Here is an 18,303-nt window from a genome sequence, read left to right as displayed (position 1 = left end):
TTCCTTGATGTAAAATTAATGATAAAAATCATGTCATGCAAATTGTTTCAAACTAACTTTAAAAGTTTAACACATCAATAAATCTATTGAGAAATAAAAAATCCAGCACATTATGTGCTGGATTTTAAGTTTAAGACTACTAAAATATAGTGTTCTGAGATTATTTAATGTTCTTAAAACTTCTATTGATAAAATTCGTTAACTCTTTACCTTTTAACAAACCTTGTGATAATTTTGCTAAATCTAATGCTTGATTAATCAACGCTTCTTTTTCTTCTTTCGAATCTTTAGCTAAAATTTCTGTTGCTAAATCCGAGTTCGTATTCACAACAACATTATATATTTCAGGGAAATTACCCATTCCAAACATTCCTGCTCCGCCAGAAGCCTGCATATCTTTCATACGACGCATAAATTCTGATTGTGTAATAATGAAAGGCGCGTCTGTTCCAGATAAATCTTCTAATTGAATTGTATATGATTTGTTGTTGATTGATTCTGTAATTTCAGTTTTCAATTTTTCTTTATCATCATCAGATAATTTAGAAATTTTAACTTCATCTTTTTCAATCAAATTATTGATATGATCTGCATCAACACGAACAAATGTTACATTTTCTTTCGTAGATTCTAATTTCTGAATCAAGTGAGAAGAAATAGGAGAATCTAATAAAATAACTTCGTAACCTTTCCCTTTCGCAATTTGAATGTATTGATCTTGTCCATCAACATCAGAAGCATAAAGAATAACTAATTTTCCGTCTTTGTTGGTTTGATTGTCTTTGATTGAAGCATTCAATTCGTCCCACGTAAAATATTTACCATCAACTGTTGGATACAATGCAAATTTGTCAGATTTTTCGAAGAATTTATCTTCCGAAATCATTCCGTATTCAATTACAACTTTAATATCGTTCCATTTTTGCTCGTAATCTTCACGATTTTGATTCATTAATGAAGACATTTTATCCGCCACTTTTTTCGTAATATGTGCAGAAATTTTCTTCACTGCTCCATCAGCTTGTAAGTACGAACGCGAAACATTCAATGGAATATCTGGAGAATCAATCACACCGCGTAATAACATCAAGAAATCAGGTACAATTCCTTTTACTTCGTCTGTTACAAACACTTGATTTTGGTACAATTGAATACGATCTTTATCAATATTGATGTTGTTTCCTAATTTTGGAAAGAACAAAATTCCAGTCAAATTAAATGGATAATCAACATTTAAGTGAATGTGAAATAAAGGCTCTTCGAATTGCATTGGATACAATTCTCTGTAGAAATTTAGATAATCTTCGTCAGATAATTCAGATGGCACTTTTGTCCAAGCCGGATTTGTATTATTGATAATATCATCAACTTCGATTTCCTCTGGTTTTGCATCTTCAGCAGCACCTTCTGGTAATGGAAGTGTTTCTTTTTTCGTTCCAAATTTGATCGGAATTGGCATGAATTTATTGTATTTATTCAATAATTCACGGATTTTCCATTCGTCTAAAAACTCTTTCGAATCTTCAGCAATATGTAAAATGATTTCAGTTCCACGCTCAGTTTTATCCGAATTTTCTAATGTAAATTCAGGTGAACCATCACATGTCCAATGAACTGCAGGCTCGTCTTTATATGATTTTGTAATGATTTCTACTTTATCCGCAACCATAAACGCAGAATAAAAACCTAAACCAAAATGTCCGATAATTCCGTCCGCATCTTGGTGCTGATTGATAAATTCTTCGGCTCCAGAAAACGCCACTTGATTGATGTATTTTTCAACTTCATCAGCTGTCATTCCCAAACCTTGATCAATAATGTGTAAAGTATTATCGTCTTTATTGATTTTTACCTCAATTTTTGGATTTCCGTATTCTACTTTTGCATCTCCAATACTCGTTAAATGCTTTAATTTTAATGTTGCATCAGAAGCATTCGAAATTAATTCACGTAAAAAGATTTCGTGATCGCTGTATAAAAACTTCTTAATTAATGGAAAGATATTCTCTACCGAAACATTAATATTTCCTTTATTCATCGTTATTGTATTTTTATTATTTAATAATTAGTTTTTCTTATAAATAGTCTAAATCATGAGATTTATTGATGAATTCTAAATTTCAAAAGATATTCCAAATGAAATTTTTCTGACATTTTGTCGTAAAATAGATCATGAGAACTGCTTATAATTGCTTAATTTTCGTTCAAATTTAGAAAGATGAAATTCGGAAAAGTAGAAAACCCAGAATTGGTTGATTTTACATTGCCAAAAACGCCAAAAGAAACGATTGATTTGTTGAATAAAGCTGATAAATCAGATAACTTCGAAGTATATGTAGGTTGTGCAAAGTGGAATAAACAAGATTTAAAGAATTTTTATCCGCCTAAAACAAAAGATGAACTGAGTTATTATTCAACACAATTTAATAGTATCGAGTTAAATGCGACATATTATCGTTCGCCAAGTAAAGAAAATGTAGAAACTTGGGCGAATAAAACGCCAAAAGATTTTAAATTTTTCCCAAAAATTCCACAAAGTATTAGTCATTATGGTCGATTGCAAAATGTGACAGATAAATTGAATCAATATTTGGATGCAGTTGCGTTGTTTGAAGAAAAATTAGGAATGATTTTCTTGCAAATGCACGAAAATTTTGCGCCAAAAGATTTTGAAAAATTAGAAAATTTCATTCAAAATTTTCCGAAAGGTTATCCGTTAGCTGTAGAACTTCGTCATGAAGATTGGTTTTCGAATGAAGAAAATTTTAATCAATTAGTTTCGTTATTAGAAAAGCATAACATTTCGAATATTATTGTAGATACAGCGGGTAGGAGAGATATGGTGCATATGCGATTGACTTCGAATGAAGCTTTTGTGCGTTTTGTTGGAGCAAATATTCCATCCGATTATGAACGTTTAGATGAATGGATTGAAACAATTAAACTTTGGAAAGCAGAAGGTTTACATAAATTGTACTTTTTTATTCATCAAAATTTAGAGTTAGAATCGCCAATGTTAGCCAAATATTTCATCAAAAAATTAAACGATGATTTAGATTTAGACATTCGTGGTCCGCAAGATGAATTGACGTTGTTTTAGACGTTTTAATATTATTAGAAATTATTTTAAAAACTATATGAAAAAACTTTTATTTGTACTACTTACATTTATTAATCTAGCTTTTTCTTTTGCTCAAGTTCAGAATTTGAAAGAATTGTCTACTGGAGTTTTAGAGCAATCTTCTCGACTTAATGATACCGACGGAAATGTGATTGGATACGCGTTTATTTTCAACAAAGGATTAATAAAAGAAGATAAATTTGTTCAATATGAATACATATTGTTAGATAACAATTTAAACAAAATTACAAATGGTGATTTTGAATTACGTAACATTTTAAAATTGAGCTACAGATTTATAGGGATTGAGTTTTTAAAACAAAAATTATATATTAATTCAAAACTATATCATGTTAAAAATTTTGGTGAATATGGAAATGTTTTAGTTAAACTTGATTTGAAATCCAACAACACTGAAAATGTAGAATTTTTTAGAAATGGTATTTTTACTCCATTTTCTGAAATTGATGGATTTGATAAAATGAAAGTTTTGAATTCAATATATTCTGCAAATGTTTTGACGAGTTATCGAAACCAAAATAAATTATATTATGTCGATTTTAAAGTTGGGAATGGTAATTTATTGGAAAGTATATATGCGTATAATGAAAAATTTGAGAATACTTTTTCTTATGTAATTGATAAAAAGATGAGAAAAGATGGATATAAATTTGAGTTAGGAACTTTTAAAAATGATCAATTAGTTTTATTGCAAAAAAAGAATGACGAATCTTCTGGATTTAATAAAATAGGAGTGGAAAGATTGTTAACGTATGATTTGGCTGACGGGAAAAATACATCAAATATTGTATATAGCTCAAGAATTAATAGAGATGGAATTTATGTTTTCCCTGAGTTGGAAATACAAAATGATAAACTATTTGTAATAGGTGAAATAAAAGAATCTTCTGAATATGCAATTCCATTTTCTAGATTTGGACCAAGTATTGGGTTGATGCGAACAATTTATGATAGTGTAGGAAAGCAATTGTTAGAAAAAAGAATTAATTATAACGAAATATTTTCTGATATCGGTTTTAAAACATTAAGAGATAAAGATGGTTATCGTTATGCTTTGAAAGAATTTTTTAATTATAATGATAATTCGTTTACGGTTTTATTAGAAAAGCAAAAAGGAGATAACAGCCTTACTGTTGTTAGATCTACTGATTATATTATCGCTAATTTTGATAGTAATGGAATCTTTAAAAATCATATTGTTTTAGAAAAATCGAAACAAAAAATGTTTGATAGTTATCTTTTTTCTCAGGAAAATAAAGATGAAAATGAAGTGTTATTTTTCTATGCTGAACAAGATAAAGACGATAAAAAAAGTTGGAATTTAATTATCAATAAACTTAAAAATGGAGTATTAACTCAAGATAAAATGCCTTTCAAAACAAAGGAAACAAGTATGCGTTTTGGTAAAGCTAAATATGGTTATATTTTTATTAGCGAATATAATAAAGACGAGAAAGAAAGCTCAGTTCGAATAGAAAAATTAAATTTATAAAAAGTAAAAAAAGCAACTAATTAGTTGCTTTTTTTGTATAATGTTCACCAATATTTTTTAATTCGTCATTTGTTAAACTCCATAAGAAACTCAGTAACTTTTGCTGATTAATATTTTTGTCATTTGCATCAACTTGAGCAACATATTTATTAAATTTTAAGGATTTTCGACTTTCATATAGTTTACTAAAAATCATTCCAATATACTTATCTAAATCTGTTCTGTTCGAATGATTTTGCTTCTCATACATCAACTCCAAAAGCGCTGTTGTATATTCTTCATTGTGAATATAATTATCGTAATAATTTTTGATTTCTTTTGCTTTAACATTTTCAAATTCTGCCGAAAGAGTTACATTTTGTTTCGTAAAATCTTCTTGAAAATTTTTCTGAATCCAATTTAATCGATCATTCAAATTAGGATGTGTACGAATAGAATCTTTATCAATATATTCAGTAAAATTTAATCCTTCGAACAATGAGTTTTTTTCTATTTTAATCGATTTAGGATTGAATTTTTGTTCAGGCAAATCAAATAAATAAGCGTAGATAGAATCATCAAGTATAAATTTATCGCTTTGATCAAATTCTTCAATTTTCTTTAAAAGATGAAAATATTCGCTTTTAGGATAATTAAGATTTTTATATAAAATGTATCCCAAACTATCAGCAGAAATCTCTTTCTTGCGTGATTGTACTGCTAAATCATATTTTTTTTGAATAACTTCATTTTGAGATTTAATCAATTTTAAAAAATCTTGTCGCTTGATTGACTTAATTTTACGTTTAAAATCTTTCTCAAATTCAGCATCTTGTTCTATTGCTAATCTTGTGTGATTTAACTGATTGTGAGCAATCTCATGACAGATTACTGCTGCAAATTGAAATTGATTATCTAACAAATTAAACAAACCAGATTCTATAAAATATACATTAAAACCAAGTGAAGAAGCATTTGGAATATTAGATTTTATGATATAAAATTTATTTTTGTTTATTTGTAAATCAGTGTTTTTAGAGTTTATTAACTGAAATGTATTCTGAATTATTTTTTGATAATCGCTATCTAGGACGTAATTATTTTTGGTATAATTAAGAGAAATTTGATGCTCTAAAAATTCAAAATAATTGTCATATTCCTTCCTCTCTTCTTTTGATTTGAAATTACTAAGAGTTGATTTTATATTTTTAATATACTTAGAATCTAATTCTTTTGTTTGTGGATAAACAGATTGTATTAATAATAAATAAGAGACGAAAAGTATAAAGTATTTCATTCTATTTTTTGAAAAAGATTAGTATATAATTCTCGCAAAAATATACAAATAATTCTTTAAACCTCGATTGTTTCCACTAATTTTGCAAAACAAATAAAACAAAAGATTCTTCTCAATTATGAAACAATTTACTTCGGTTTATGATGTAGAAAACATCGACGAATTACTAAAAACAGCCTTAGAAATTAAAGCAAATCCTTTTGCTCAACAAGAAGTTGGTAAAAATAAAACAGTTGGTTTAATTTTTTTTAATCCAAGTTTACGCACACGTCTAAGCTCTATTAAAGCGGCCTATAATCTTGGGGCTAATGCTTGGGTTTTGAATGCGGGTGCAGATTCTTGGACATTAGAAATGGCTGATGGAACTGTGATGAACGGAGATTCGCAAGAACATATCAAAGAAGCAATTCAGGTAATGAGTGCGTATTGTGATGTTTTAGGGGTTCGTACTTTTCCGAAATTAGTAGATCGTGATGAGGATTATAACGAAATCATGTTCAATAAAGTAAAAGAGTTATCTTCTGTTCCTGTTGTGTCTTTAGAAAGTGCAACATTACATCCTTTACAATCTTTTGCGGATTTAATTACAATTGCAGAAAAAACGGGTTATACGCCTGGGACAAAACCTGAAAAGAAAGTGAAAGTTGTGATGACTTGGGCGCCGCATCCACGTCGTTTGCCACAAGCTGTTCCGAATTCTTTCGCGCAATGGTTTTCTAAAGTTGATTGGGTTGATTTTACCGTTGTTCAGCCTAAAGGTTTGGAATTAGATCCAAAATTTACTGATGGAGCAACAATTTCTTATGATCAAGATGAAGCGTTGAAAGATGCTGATTTTGTCTATGCAAAAAACTGGTCTTCTTATGAAAATTATGGTCAAGCAAATGATGGTGATAAAGATTGGGAAGTAACAATGGACAAAATGAATTTGACAAATAATGGAAAATTTATGCACTGTTTACCAGTTCGTCGTAACGTAGTTGTTTCAGATGAAGTGTTAGATTCTGATCGTTCTATTGTAATTGATGAGGCTACAAATCGTATTTACTCAGCACAAACAGTATTTCATGAAATCTTAAAAAATAAATAAAATTGTTTTCAAGGTAATAAAAAAAATGCTGAATATTTATTCAGCATTTTTTGTTGGTAAGTAGAGGTTTATTGATTATTTTTTAATAACCTTTTTTGTGTAATCTTTTCCGTCGATTATTGTTTTTATGATATAAATACCTTTTGGTAGAGAAGATATATTTATTTGTTTGTTGTTTGATCTCAAAACTACTTCTCCATTTGTATTATAAAGAATAGATGAAGATATTTTTCCATTTGAATTAATTGTTATGATCTCTGTTGTTGGATTTGGAAAAATGTCAAAGTTAACCTTGTTTACTTCATTTGTAGATAAATCATCTTTTGGTAGACTAATTAAAAAAGAAACAGCATTGTTGCTACTTGATTTTCCATAACCAACAATTTGTTTTCCGTCTGCAGACATTCCTAGAGGAAGTGCAAATGTAATTCCTAAATCATCATATTTTAATACATCTTTTACATATGTATTAAGATTTACTAATCCAGTATCCTCTGTCCATATAAATCCTTCACCATATATTGCTGGACCCGGACCTCTGTAATATCCTAAAATTACACTTCCATCATTGTTGATAATTGTAGCTGCTCCTGAAAAAAAGCTACTTGCGTATGGGTGTTCAATTTTAATTAATCCAGTTTCTTTACTCCATCTTGTTGCGTAGAAACCACTTGCACCGATCATCCATTTTCCATCACCAGAAATTCTTGATATTTCATTAACCAAAGTTCCATCAGGATTAGTTATCAAAGTTTGAACACCATTTTCCCAAAAGCATCCAGTACGAGTTCCAAAATTATCATCTTGCCATCCTACAAAAACATCACCATTATTACTAACGTCATTTATTCTTGCGTATCTATTAGGAAATGAGGTACCTAAATCGATTAATCCTTTTTCTTTTTCCCAATAAATAGCATGAACTTCTTTATTTTCAGCATTTGCGGACCCAACAACAATATTTGCATCTGGTGTCATATTCCAAACAGAACTTGATTTTCCATCTTCAGAGACTCCTAAATTTCCTAAATAAGTCCACTTTTTACTATCAATATCATAAATACCCATTTCAGTGATATTTGTACTAGGATTAGTTGTAGTAGTAGCAATAGTTTTTCCATCAGCAGAAACAGAAGGGTTTCCTGCATGAGTAACGTTATCAGGCATATCTCCTAATAATTGTAATCCATTTTCAGGTGTCCAAAAGAAATTAGCTGTACTAGAATTTAATACAACGACTTTACCTTCATTTGAAACATTTTTAGCTATTTCTCCATTTCCTATTAAATATACTTGTGCTTTCGAGTTTGATGAGAATAATAATAGAGAAAAAGCAAAAGATACCTTTAATAAATTGAAATAAAATTTCTTCATAATTTTTAGTATTAATTTTTGTTTTAAAATTAGCTAATTGTTTATATGAAGAGACATTTTGTAAATTACTTATTGTTTTTTCTTAAATATTAAAGATTAATTTATTTTAAATGAATGTTTTGATTAAGTTTTAATCTGATTTTGAATTCAAGAAAATTGAATATGTTTTTATCAGAAATGCTTAAGATTTTTATCTAAATCCAATAAGTTATATCAATTGCATTATAAAAAACTAAGATTTTTAGAAGGAGAAATCTACTATCAATTTTGTATCTTTGAATAAAGATTTACAAATGGCAGATTATATCAGAATTCACCCTGAAAATCCACAAGAGAAAGCAATTGATCAAGTGGTTAAAATTTTAAAAAATGGAGGTTTGATTATTTATCCTTCTGATACAGTGTATGGATTAGGATGTGATATTACAAATATCAAAGCAATGGAGAAATTGGCGAGAATAAAAGGTGTTAAACTCGAGAAATCCCAATTTTCTATTGTATGTAATGATTTAAGCCATTTATCTCAATACACTTTGCCAATTGATAATAGCACTTTTAAAATCTTGAAAAGAGCTTTACCAGGACCATTTACTTTTGTTATGAATGCTTCTAGAAGTTTACCTATAGCATATAAAGGGAAAAAAACAGTAGGTATTCGTGTACCTGATCATGCTGTTCCGCAAATGATTGTTGAAAAACTAGGAAATCCTATTGCGTCAACTTCTATTTATGATGAAGATGAAATTGTAGAATATACAACTGACCCTGAATTAATTTTTGAAAAATGGGAGAAGCTTGTAGATGCTGTGATTGATAGTGGTTATGGAGATAATATTGCATCTACAGTAGTTGATATGACAGATGGAGTAGAGGTGTTACGTGAGGGTAAAGGAGATATTGAAGATTATTTATAAATTATTTTAAGAAAAGAATACATGAAAATATTATTATCTCCAGCTAAAATGATGAGTCTTGATACAAATGCAAAATGGAGAGCAACGACACCTCAATTCTTAGAACATTCACAAGATATTATGAATGTTATGAAAGAAATGAGTACAACAGATCTTGAAAAATTAATGAAAATTTCGAAAGATATAGCTGAAATGAATGTAGAGCGTAATCAGGTTTGGAATGTTAAACCTACTACGAAACAAGCTATTTCAGCAGCTTTAGCTTTCAAAGGTGAAGTTTATAGAGGTTTGAATGCTGAAACTTTAGATGAAAAAGCGTTAGATTATTTTAATAAACATACTTTTTTGTTATCTGGTTTGTACGGAATTTTACGTCCTTCGGATAAGGTGATGTTGTATCGTTTAGAAATGGGTTCAAAATTGGATGTAAATGGCTCTAAAAATCTATATGGTTTCTGGAAAGATATTTTGACTCCTTATCTAAATTCTAAATTAAAAAAAGGAGAATTTATCTTGAACCTAGCGAGTAACGAATACGCAAAAGTGTTAGATAAGAAAATATTGAAAGCTCCAATGATTGATGTCGAATTTCAGGACTATAAAAATGGAGAGCTGAAGAAAATAATGATGTATTTTAAACATGCTCGTGGTGCAATGGCACGTTATTGTGCAGAAAATAATGTAGAAACATTAGATCAAGTAAAATCATTTGATGTAGATGGTTATCGTTTTGATGAAACTCTTTCTTCAGAAAAGACATTAGTTTTTACAAGATAGTAAAAAATTAAATCAATAACATAAAGACTGCTTTATAAGTAGTCTTTCGTTATTTTAATTATAAATATGGAAGAACAATTTATCGATATATTGCCAATTAAAATTATTTATTCATTTGAATCTTTAATACAAGAGTTAGAACATTCTGAATATAATTTTGGAGAATTTAATGCTTTTTTAGAATATTTAAAAGTTACACGACCAGAATTGATAGAAGGAGTAGAAACATTTGAGGATTTTGAGAAATTAATTAAAAATGTTGAGCCAATAATTGAAAAAATTATTCCAAAACCTTTGGTAAAATATAATTTAAAAGCAATAACATTCCCTTTTTCTAATAAATTTATTTTTGCAACAGATAGACTTAAAGAGCTAATTGGTGAGAAGGAATCTCGATTAAAATTTAATTATGAAAATTTTGATTATGTCACACTTTATAAAATTTGTTGTTGTTTTATTTTATCAAAATATTACCATAAAAATTTAGATTTTAATCTATCAAATCAATTGGTGATAGAAAATAAAAATGGTTATAAAACTTATTTAGGAACAGATATTAATCATGATTATTTTAAGATTTTTCCTTCTGATAAAAAGTTTGAATTAAGAGAAGATGAGATTGAGGATTTATTGAATAATTATGAAAATACGGAATTATGGTTTAAAAAAATTCCTGTTGGTTCATGGATTGCAAAAGGATTTAATCTTGTCTCATTTTTTGATAACACAACTGAAATTGCGCTATCAAACTTAAAATCTAAACTTTTATCGTATGGAGAGCCATTCAATATCGTTAGAAATGATATTATTTCTGCTTTAAAATCTATTTTTAGAATTAATAATTTAGAGGTTGGTTTTTCTGCTTATAATTCGAATAAGAATCAATTAGAAGTTAATCATCTTTTACAATTAAATGATAGTTTATTGGTAGAAGATAGTAAGAGTTTAAAATTGATTGATATTGCTTGTGCAGATTTACAAAATAAGATAGCAAAGTCAGATTATTATGTTGTTTCTAATGTCGAATCAGCTTTGTTGAAATTTCCAGAAGATAAAATGCTGAGAGTAGTGAATAATTCTGGAATAAAAAGTTTAATTCTTTATCCATTAAAAAATGGGAACTCTTGTCTTGGAATTTTGGAAATTGGTTCGAAGGAAGCAGGAGTTTTCAATCGTATTAATGCAAATCTTTTACGCGAAATAACACCACTTCTAGAAGAATCCATTTATCGATATACGGTAGAATTTGAGAATCAAATTAATGCTTATATTCAAACAGAATATACTTCGTTGCATCCAAGTGTAGATTGGAAATTCAGAGAAAAAGCTCGCGAACATTTGTTACATCCAGGAAATACAAAACAAAAATCTCAGATTTCTTTTCAAAATGTTTATCCAATTTATGGAGAATTAGATGTTAGGAATTCATCAGTTATACGTAATGAATGTCTTAAAAAAGATTATAGTAGTCAAATCGATTACCTAATATTGATTTGTAATGAATTGTATAATAGAACAAAAAAAGATAAATTTTTAAATTATATTGATGATTTGAATGACTTCTTATATAGAATTGATAATGTTGATAAAATTTATTTTGAGAGTGAATTATTTGATTATATAGCACTTCATATTCATCCTGAGATTCCTAAGTATGTAAAAGATAATGAAAAGTCGATAATAGAAGAATATCTGAAAAAATTAGATTCAACAACAGGATTGTTTTATGTAGAACGTAAAAAATTCGATCAATCGATTGTAATGACTAATTCATTGTTATCAAGTGAATTGGATGCTTTTCAGAAAGATGCGCAAGAAATATTTCCACATTATTACGAGCGTTTCAAAACAGATGGAATAGATTATAATCTTTTTGTAGGAAGAAGTATAGCTCCTTTTAAGAAGTTCTCTTATCAAAATATTAGAGAGATTAGATATTGGCAATTGCAGTCAATGATAACATTGGAACAATCTTATAAAGAAATTCAGAAAAAAACTCCTTTAAAACTAGAAATAGCATCTCTTCTTTTTGCAACAAATACAACATTAGATATTCTGTTTAAATTAGACGAAAAACGTTTTGATGTAAATGGTTATAACAATGCGAAATATGAAATTATAAAGAAAAGGTTGAGTAAAGCTTTTGTAAAAGGAACAAATGAAAGGATAAATCAACCTAAAAAAATATGTATAGTTTATACAGAAGATATTTTAAGGGAAGAATATACAAATTATATTAATTTATTGATTAATAATAAATTTTTAAAAAATGATATTGAGTTTTTAGAAATAGATGATTTACAAGGGATAAGTGGCTTGTTTGCTATTAGAGTTTCCGTTAATTATAGAAAAAAACTTGAAAAATATAATAAATTAGAAGATTAAATTATGGAGAATAATGTATCGCTGAATATATCAATAGATAGTTCTGTAGAAAATATTTGGCAAATTTTGGTTGATGAGCAAGCTTTTAATGAATGTTTTGAAAATGTAAAAATGACTTGCAATGAATGGAAAGTAGGAGAGGTTATAAAATTTGAATCTGATAAGAATAATCAAATATTGATTGATGAAGCTATTATAACATCTATATATAATAACGAAAGATTACGATATAGCTATAAAAAAGAGAATACAAATCACGAAATAGAGGTTACATTTAGTTTGAAACCTTCAGGAAATTTTACTTATTTGACAGTTGAAGGAAAGGGGTTTATAAATGAATTTGAACGTTTTCATTCAGAAAATACTTGGATAAATATGATGCAAGCGATTAAAAAATATGTTCAAAAAAAATAACCTTCAATTTATTGAAGGTTATTTTTTTATTTAAAATCCGAAGTTCAAACCGAAAACAATTCGACCAGGATCCTCTCCTTTAAAATAAGACACAGTTGCTGTAATAGATTGCGCTCCATTTATCCAAAGTCCACCTCCCATTGACGAATGCCATTTGTTAGAATCTTCTCCATTTAACCAAACTCGTCCATAATCGGCGCCTATAAATAGACCTAAACGCAATGGAACAACTGCTTTAAAACGTAAAGCATCAAATCGTAGATCTGAAGTTTGTAAGAAAACTTTGTCTCCTGTAAAACGTCCTAAGCGGTATCCTCTTAAATCTTGATCTCCACCTAAATTAGCCATTTGATAGAATTCTATAAAATTTCCCCAAACAGCTTTTCCTTTTAACATTGATGCAATTGTTAGTCGTCCATTAGCAGAAATTTTATGTGTAAAACCTAGATTAAGTTCTGTATAAAAATGATTTCTTTCGAAGTCTGTTAAATTAGAAATCCATTTTGCATTTGCTAAAAATGTCATTCCTAATTTTGGCAGCGATTCGTTATCATAATTTTTGAATAAATATTTAGCTCCAATTTCTCCAAAATGTTGTCCTTTAAATACATCTCTATTGATGAATGGTAAATCTTCAACAATACGATCTTTGTTCTCTTCGATTTTTTTGTAACTGTATATTGTAGAAAAATCTAGACGTCCATTATTATTCATTATTTTGAAAATAGATGGACCAATACTGTAACTCTCTAATCGAACACGGTTATAGTCCATCCCAATTTCTTTCTGATTATTAACTGTTTCGTTTCCTAATCCAAAAAAGTTTGTACTATAGGTCGGACTTGTATAAGCAGCATTCAAATCTAAATTCCATTTACCTATAGCTTTTGTAAATGTACCTTTATATTTTGCATCCCAACCATTTGTTGCAAAATAATAACTTAATTGCAAATTATGACGTTGAGAATAAGGTTTGCGATCAAATCCATTTACAGTATAAGTTGGGGAAAGACCAATTTTTACTCCATCATCAGGATTATAGCCAATGTTAGGCAACATTGTAAAGAAGTTATACATTGGTTGTTTATAATCGTATGTATTAACGTCATAATCATTTACAAAGTTTTTCGATGTTAAGAAAGTGGATTCAGATGCATCGCTTCCGTTTGCATAATCATATACTTTTACTTTTGCAGAACGTTTAACTTCGTACATATCGTCGTCAATTCCTCCTATGACACGAACTAAAATAGCATTATTAGGTTTTCCTTCAACTTTAAATTTATCTTTTCCGTTTAATCCATATAAACGAATTTCTTTTGTTTCTTTTTTATCAAAATTTTCATCAAGTATTAATGTATGATCCTTTCCAGAATAAATTTTAATATTTGTTTTTCCCTTCGGTAAACGAGTTACAACAAATTCATCATTTTCGTCAGTTCCTTTTAAAATTATTAATCTACGAAGTACTTTATCATATTCTTCCGCAAACTTTTCTAATTTAGCTTTACGAGTAATTAGTTTATTAATAACTTCTTGATCATAATCTTGTTTTGTTTCTTGAGGAATTAATTCAAATGATTCTTTAATATAATCATCACTTAAATTATCTTGAATATATTTTGCTTCTTTTTTCCATAATTCAATATCAGAAGATTGTAAAATAGCTAAATCTAATGGATAAGGTTCTTTATTAAACCATTTTACATTTTTAATATCATCTTTATAATCTTGCATATGTCTTAAAGGAGGAATTTTCATAATTAAATGAAAGAAAAGCCCATCGTAGCGAGGAAATGCTTGATCTCTATCGCGTGGAATTGGTTTGTAGATAGTTTGATTATTTTCTTTGTAAATTCCCCAACGCCATTGATCAGAGTGTCTATCCCAATCACCAACTAACATATCAAAAAGTCGAGCACGAATATAAGCTTGTTTATCTACAACAATATCTTTATTTTTATGGATTGCTGCTAACATATCATCTGTACTTACAATATCTGTTGGTTTTCCAAAAACACCATCTTGATATCCAGACATAGGACGTTCTTCTATCATATATAGTTCATCACCAAAATTTTCGTTATATTCCTTTAAGGCTTCTTGTTTCGGAACATAATATAATTTTGGAGTTGCATGCATAATGTTGATTGGTTTCATCAAATTAGCAACAGCCAAAGGATAATAAGGATGATTTGTTGTGTAGAAATCCATTAAAAATTTTTCTGTAAAAGAATCTTCAAACTCATCTGCTACATATTTATTTTTGAATGCCACTTGCTGAATGAATTGAGTTGCGCTTTTCTTAACAGAACGCATATTGTATTCTTCACCTTTATTATTAACCAATCGCAAACTTTGAGTTTGATGTCCGCCACCCATTCGGATAGGAGTTAAACCTCCATTTAGTTGATTTAAATTGACTGTGTTTGCAGTGATTGTTTGTCCATAAGTTCGGCGATAATGACGACCGAAAAAGAATTTATATGGATCAGATTTTCTTGTAACATCTAATTCATATACACTTGTTTCTTTTGTTTTTGGCATTTTTTTGTCATCATAAACTTGTGCCAAATATTGCTTTTTCTTTTCTGTTATTTGCTTTGCTAATAATAATTCGACACCATTATTTTTAAAACCGTAGAAGTTTGCCTTAGAAGCTCCATTATCATATAAATCTAAGATAACAAAACCATTATCTCCGTAAGAGAAATCGTTTTTACCCACAGCTTTAGCGGATTCTTTTTTTGAACCGGAACCACTGATAATCTGTTTTACATTATTTTGTTGAATATATTGCAAGTTGTGATCATGCCCAGAAACAACAATTACATTATTTCTATTTTCGATAAGAGTTGCAATACGAGAAGCCATTTCTCTATATTTGAAATTATTAACATCTTGAGGGCTCAAACCTGTTGTACTTCTCAATAAATTAATAAAAGATCCAATAACAGGTAAAGGAATTTTGAAATCCTCTCCAAAAGGATAAAATTGTTTTTTGAAATCAAATTGTCCGCCATGTGTTCCATTAGAATACAACGGATGATGCATTGTGATAACAGTTGTTCTGTTTTGGTATTTATTTAATTGTGATTCTAATTCTTCGAAGAAAGCTTCACGAGATTTTATATCACATTTCTCGTTCAAACCAGGATGTTTGTCCCAATCTTGTAAATACCATTCAGAATCTATTGCAATAATTCCAATGCTATCATTTACATTTATTTTATCAATTGGACAAGCATCTTTAGGTAAGAATGCTTTTTTATTACCTAATTGTTTTTTTACTAATTTCTCTTGTTCTTTTAGTCCTTTTACACCATTTCTCCAATCATGATTACCAGGAATAAAAAGAGATTTTCCTTTAAATTCTTTCGCTAAATCAATCTGAAATTGAAGTTTTTCTCGACTTAAGGCATATTCCTTTTTTGTAGAATCAACTACAATTCCGTTTTCATAAACATTATCACCTAAAAAGAAAAGAAAAGATGAAGAATCAGCCTTTGCTAACTGATTTTTAAGAATCTCTAAATTTTGCTTATTTTTTGGTTGATCTAAATCTCCAGCATCACCAATTAAATAAATAGATTGAATTTTTTTTCCTTCAACTTCTTGTACTTTTTCTGTCTTAATATTTTTTCCATATTGAGGATGTTGCGTGGCGCAAGATGTCATATAAAGACACGAACCTACTAAAGCCAAAAATGGATAATTCAATTTTTTGTTGTTCAGTGTTGGTAATAATTTCATACATTTAAGCGTTAAAAACTTGTAATGAACCAATTGTTATTAAATATAGAAAACTATGTTTTCAATCTGTTCAAAGATAATCTTTCTTTAGATTTTACGTATCATAATTTTATGCATACAGTAAAAGTTGTGGAAGCTATAAAAACTTTGTGTGCAGAAGAGGAAATTTCTACAGATTTACAAGAAAAATTACTAATTGCTGGTTGGTTTCATGATACAGGATACACAAAAATCGTGCAAGGTCATGAAAACGAAAGTGCGAATATTGCGAAACAATATTTAACTGAACATAGTTTTGATGAAAATTATATTAATGAGATTCAAGATTATATTTTAATTACAACAATAAATAGAGCTCCTAAAAATATTGGAGAGGCAATTGTAAAGGATGCAGACAATTATCATTTAGGACAAGTTGAATATCCGAAAATTTCCGAATTATTACGAGATGAGATTTCTAAAATATGTAAGAAAGAATTTTCCGATTATGAATGGCATTTAGAAAATAGAAATTTCTTCTTGAAAGTTCATCATTTTTATACTGATTCAGCTAAAAAGCTTTGGCAAAAAGGAAAAGAAGAGAATTTAATTTATACTCAAAATAAGATTAAAGAAATTGAACTTATTGGTGATATCCCAAATAAATATGAATTAAAGAAAAAGAAAAATGATAAAATTCAACAACCAGAACGAGGAGTGGATACTCTTTTTCGTGTAACATTGAATAATCATACTCGTTTAAGCGATATTGCAGATAGTAAAGCAAATATTTTACTATCTGTAAATGCAATTGTAATTTCTATTGCGCTTTCTACTTTGGTTCCAAAATTAGGAAGCCCAAAGAACGAATATTTATTACTTCCTTCTATCGTAATGCTTTTATCTAGTGTTGTTTCTATTGTTTTTGCAATTCTAGCAACAAAACCAAATGTAACATACGAAAGTTTTAATGAAGAAGATGTCAAGAACAAAAAAGTAAATCTACTTTTCTTTGGAAATTTTTATCAAATGTCGCTTGATGCTTATGAAGAAGCTATGCAAGAATTAATGAAAGATAGAGATTATTTATATAATTCTATGACAAGAGATTTGTATTATTTAGGAAAAGTTCTTGAAAGAAAATATCGATTATTAAGCATTACATATACCATTTTTATGATTGGAACTATATTATCAGTTCTTACTTTTGCTTATGCGATGATAACAAATGTTGCTTAATTATTTCTTTATTTTTTCAAAAACAAAATCAATTTTACTTGATTCATCATTACTAATTTCTGCTTTTAATTGATTACCAACCTTCCAATATTTAATAATTTTTGGAAAATCATTTTCTTGGTTTTCTAGTATAAAAGAATTTTTATCAGAATTTATAAGTTTAAAATCAGTTGTTTCGTTTTTAGTTTTATCCAAGTTGACTTTCAGTATCCATTTATCATCAATCTTAGATATAGTAAGATGTTTTTGTGAAATTGTATCGTTATTTTTGATTGTAAAACCACAACCTAAAAAAGTGTTTTTATCAACTTTTTTCCAATTTTCATAAGTCTTCCGATCCGATTTTTCATTTGTTCGAATCCATTCTCCAACCAAAAAATCAAAACTTGTTTTGTTTGGCGAAGTTTTATTTGTTTGACAAGAATTCAGTGAAAAACTAAATAAAAGAAGAAAAGTAAATAGTTTCAT

General features: G+C 28.4%; 13 protein-coding genes. 8 read left to right on the top strand and 5 right to left on the bottom strand.

The genetic code is table 11. The features are described 5' to 3' along the window. Positions 1 to 160: 160 nt before the first annotated feature. On the bottom strand, positions 161 to 2,038 hold the full coding sequence (gene htpG / locus E4J94_RS12740; RefSeq protein WP_135836182.1) for a molecular chaperone HtpG: 1,878 nt from the start codon (positions 2,036 to 2,038) through the stop codon (positions 161 to 163). A gap of 180 nt (positions 2,039 to 2,218) precedes the next feature. On the opposite strand from htpG, the gene E4J94_RS12735 reads away from it, so the two are divergent. Both E4J94_RS12735 and E4J94_RS12730 read left to right on the top strand, forming a co-directional pair. After that, positions 2,219 to 3,100, top strand: a complete 882-nt coding sequence (locus tag E4J94_RS12735) for a DUF72 domain-containing protein (protein WP_135836181.1) — start codon at positions 2,219 to 2,221, stop codon at positions 3,098 to 3,100. Between the two features lie 37 nt (positions 3,101 to 3,137). Beyond that, complete coding sequence (locus tag E4J94_RS12730; RefSeq protein WP_135836180.1) at positions 3,138 to 4,634, top strand: DUF6770 family protein; 1,497 nt, start codon at positions 3,138 to 3,140, stop codon at positions 4,632 to 4,634. A 16-nt stretch (positions 4,635 to 4,650) separates the two neighbouring features. Here the strand turns inward: E4J94_RS12730 and E4J94_RS12725 are convergent, their stop codons facing one another. After that, complete coding sequence (locus E4J94_RS12725; RefSeq protein ID WP_135836179.1) at positions 4,651 to 5,910, bottom strand: M48 family metalloprotease; 1,260 nt, start codon at positions 5,908 to 5,910, stop codon at positions 4,651 to 4,653. Between the two features lie 118 nt (positions 5,911 to 6,028). Here E4J94_RS12725 and E4J94_RS12720 point away from each other — a divergent pair, with 118 nt between their 5' ends. Next, positions 6,029 to 7,000, top strand: a complete 972-nt coding sequence (locus E4J94_RS12720) for an N-acetylornithine carbamoyltransferase (RefSeq protein WP_135836178.1) — start codon at positions 6,029 to 6,031, stop codon at positions 6,998 to 7,000. Positions 7,001 to 7,075: 75 nt separating this feature from the next. Here the strand turns inward: E4J94_RS12720 and E4J94_RS12715 are convergent, their stop codons facing one another. Further along, positions 7,076 to 8,374 (bottom strand): T9SS type A sorting domain-containing protein, encoded by a 1,299-nt coding sequence (locus E4J94_RS12715; RefSeq protein WP_135836177.1) that lies wholly within the window; start codon positions 8,372 to 8,374, stop codon positions 7,076 to 7,078. Positions 8,375 to 8,667: 293 nt separating this feature from the next. Here E4J94_RS12715 and E4J94_RS12710 point away from each other — a divergent pair, with 293 nt between their 5' ends. From E4J94_RS12710 to E4J94_RS12695, 4 genes are all read left to right on the top strand, one after another. Continuing rightward, positions 8,668 to 9,288: an L-threonylcarbamoyladenylate synthase gene (locus E4J94_RS12710; RefSeq protein WP_135836176.1), complete on the top strand. Its 621-nt coding sequence runs from the start codon at positions 8,668 to 8,670 to the stop codon at positions 9,286 to 9,288. 21 nt (positions 9,289 to 9,309) lie between these two features. After that, positions 9,310 to 10,065, top strand: coding sequence for a peroxide stress protein YaaA (yaaA, locus tag E4J94_RS12705; RefSeq protein ID WP_135836175.1), 756 nt, complete (start codon positions 9,310 to 9,312; stop codon positions 10,063 to 10,065). Between the two features lie 66 nt (positions 10,066 to 10,131). Further along, a complete protein-coding gene (locus E4J94_RS12700) occupies positions 10,132 to 12,450 on the top strand; it encodes a hypothetical protein (RefSeq protein ID WP_135836174.1) in 2,319 nt (772 codons plus the stop codon). A 3-nt stretch (positions 12,451 to 12,453) separates the two neighbouring features. Next, positions 12,454 to 12,864 carry an SRPBCC domain-containing protein gene (locus E4J94_RS12695; protein WP_135836173.1) on the top strand — a complete coding sequence of 137 codons (411 nt, stop codon included), beginning with the start codon at positions 12,454 to 12,456 and terminating at the stop codon, positions 12,862 to 12,864. A 30-nt stretch (positions 12,865 to 12,894) separates the two neighbouring features. Here E4J94_RS12695 and E4J94_RS12690 read toward each other — a convergent pair whose 3' ends face one another. Then, complete coding sequence (locus E4J94_RS12690) at positions 12,895 to 16,617, bottom strand: metallophosphoesterase (RefSeq protein ID WP_135836172.1); 3,723 nt, start codon at positions 16,615 to 16,617, stop codon at positions 12,895 to 12,897. Positions 16,618 to 16,641: 24 nt separating this feature from the next. Between E4J94_RS12690 and E4J94_RS12685 the strand changes: the two genes are divergently transcribed. Further along, positions 16,642 to 17,835, top strand: a complete 1,194-nt coding sequence (locus tag E4J94_RS12685) for a Pycsar system effector family protein (RefSeq protein ID WP_135836171.1) — start codon at positions 16,642 to 16,644, stop codon at positions 17,833 to 17,835. Here the strand turns inward: E4J94_RS12685 and E4J94_RS12680 are convergent, their stop codons facing one another. After that, on the bottom strand, positions 17,836 to 18,303 hold the full coding sequence (locus E4J94_RS12680) for a DUF6265 family protein (RefSeq protein WP_135836170.1): 468 nt from the start codon (positions 18,301 to 18,303) through the stop codon (positions 17,836 to 17,838).

The organism is Empedobacter tilapiae, from assembly GCF_004785645.1.
GTDB lineage: Bacteria > Bacteroidota > Bacteroidia > Flavobacteriales > Weeksellaceae > Empedobacter > Empedobacter tilapiae.
This window is presented reverse-complemented; position numbering and strand designations above follow the sequence as displayed.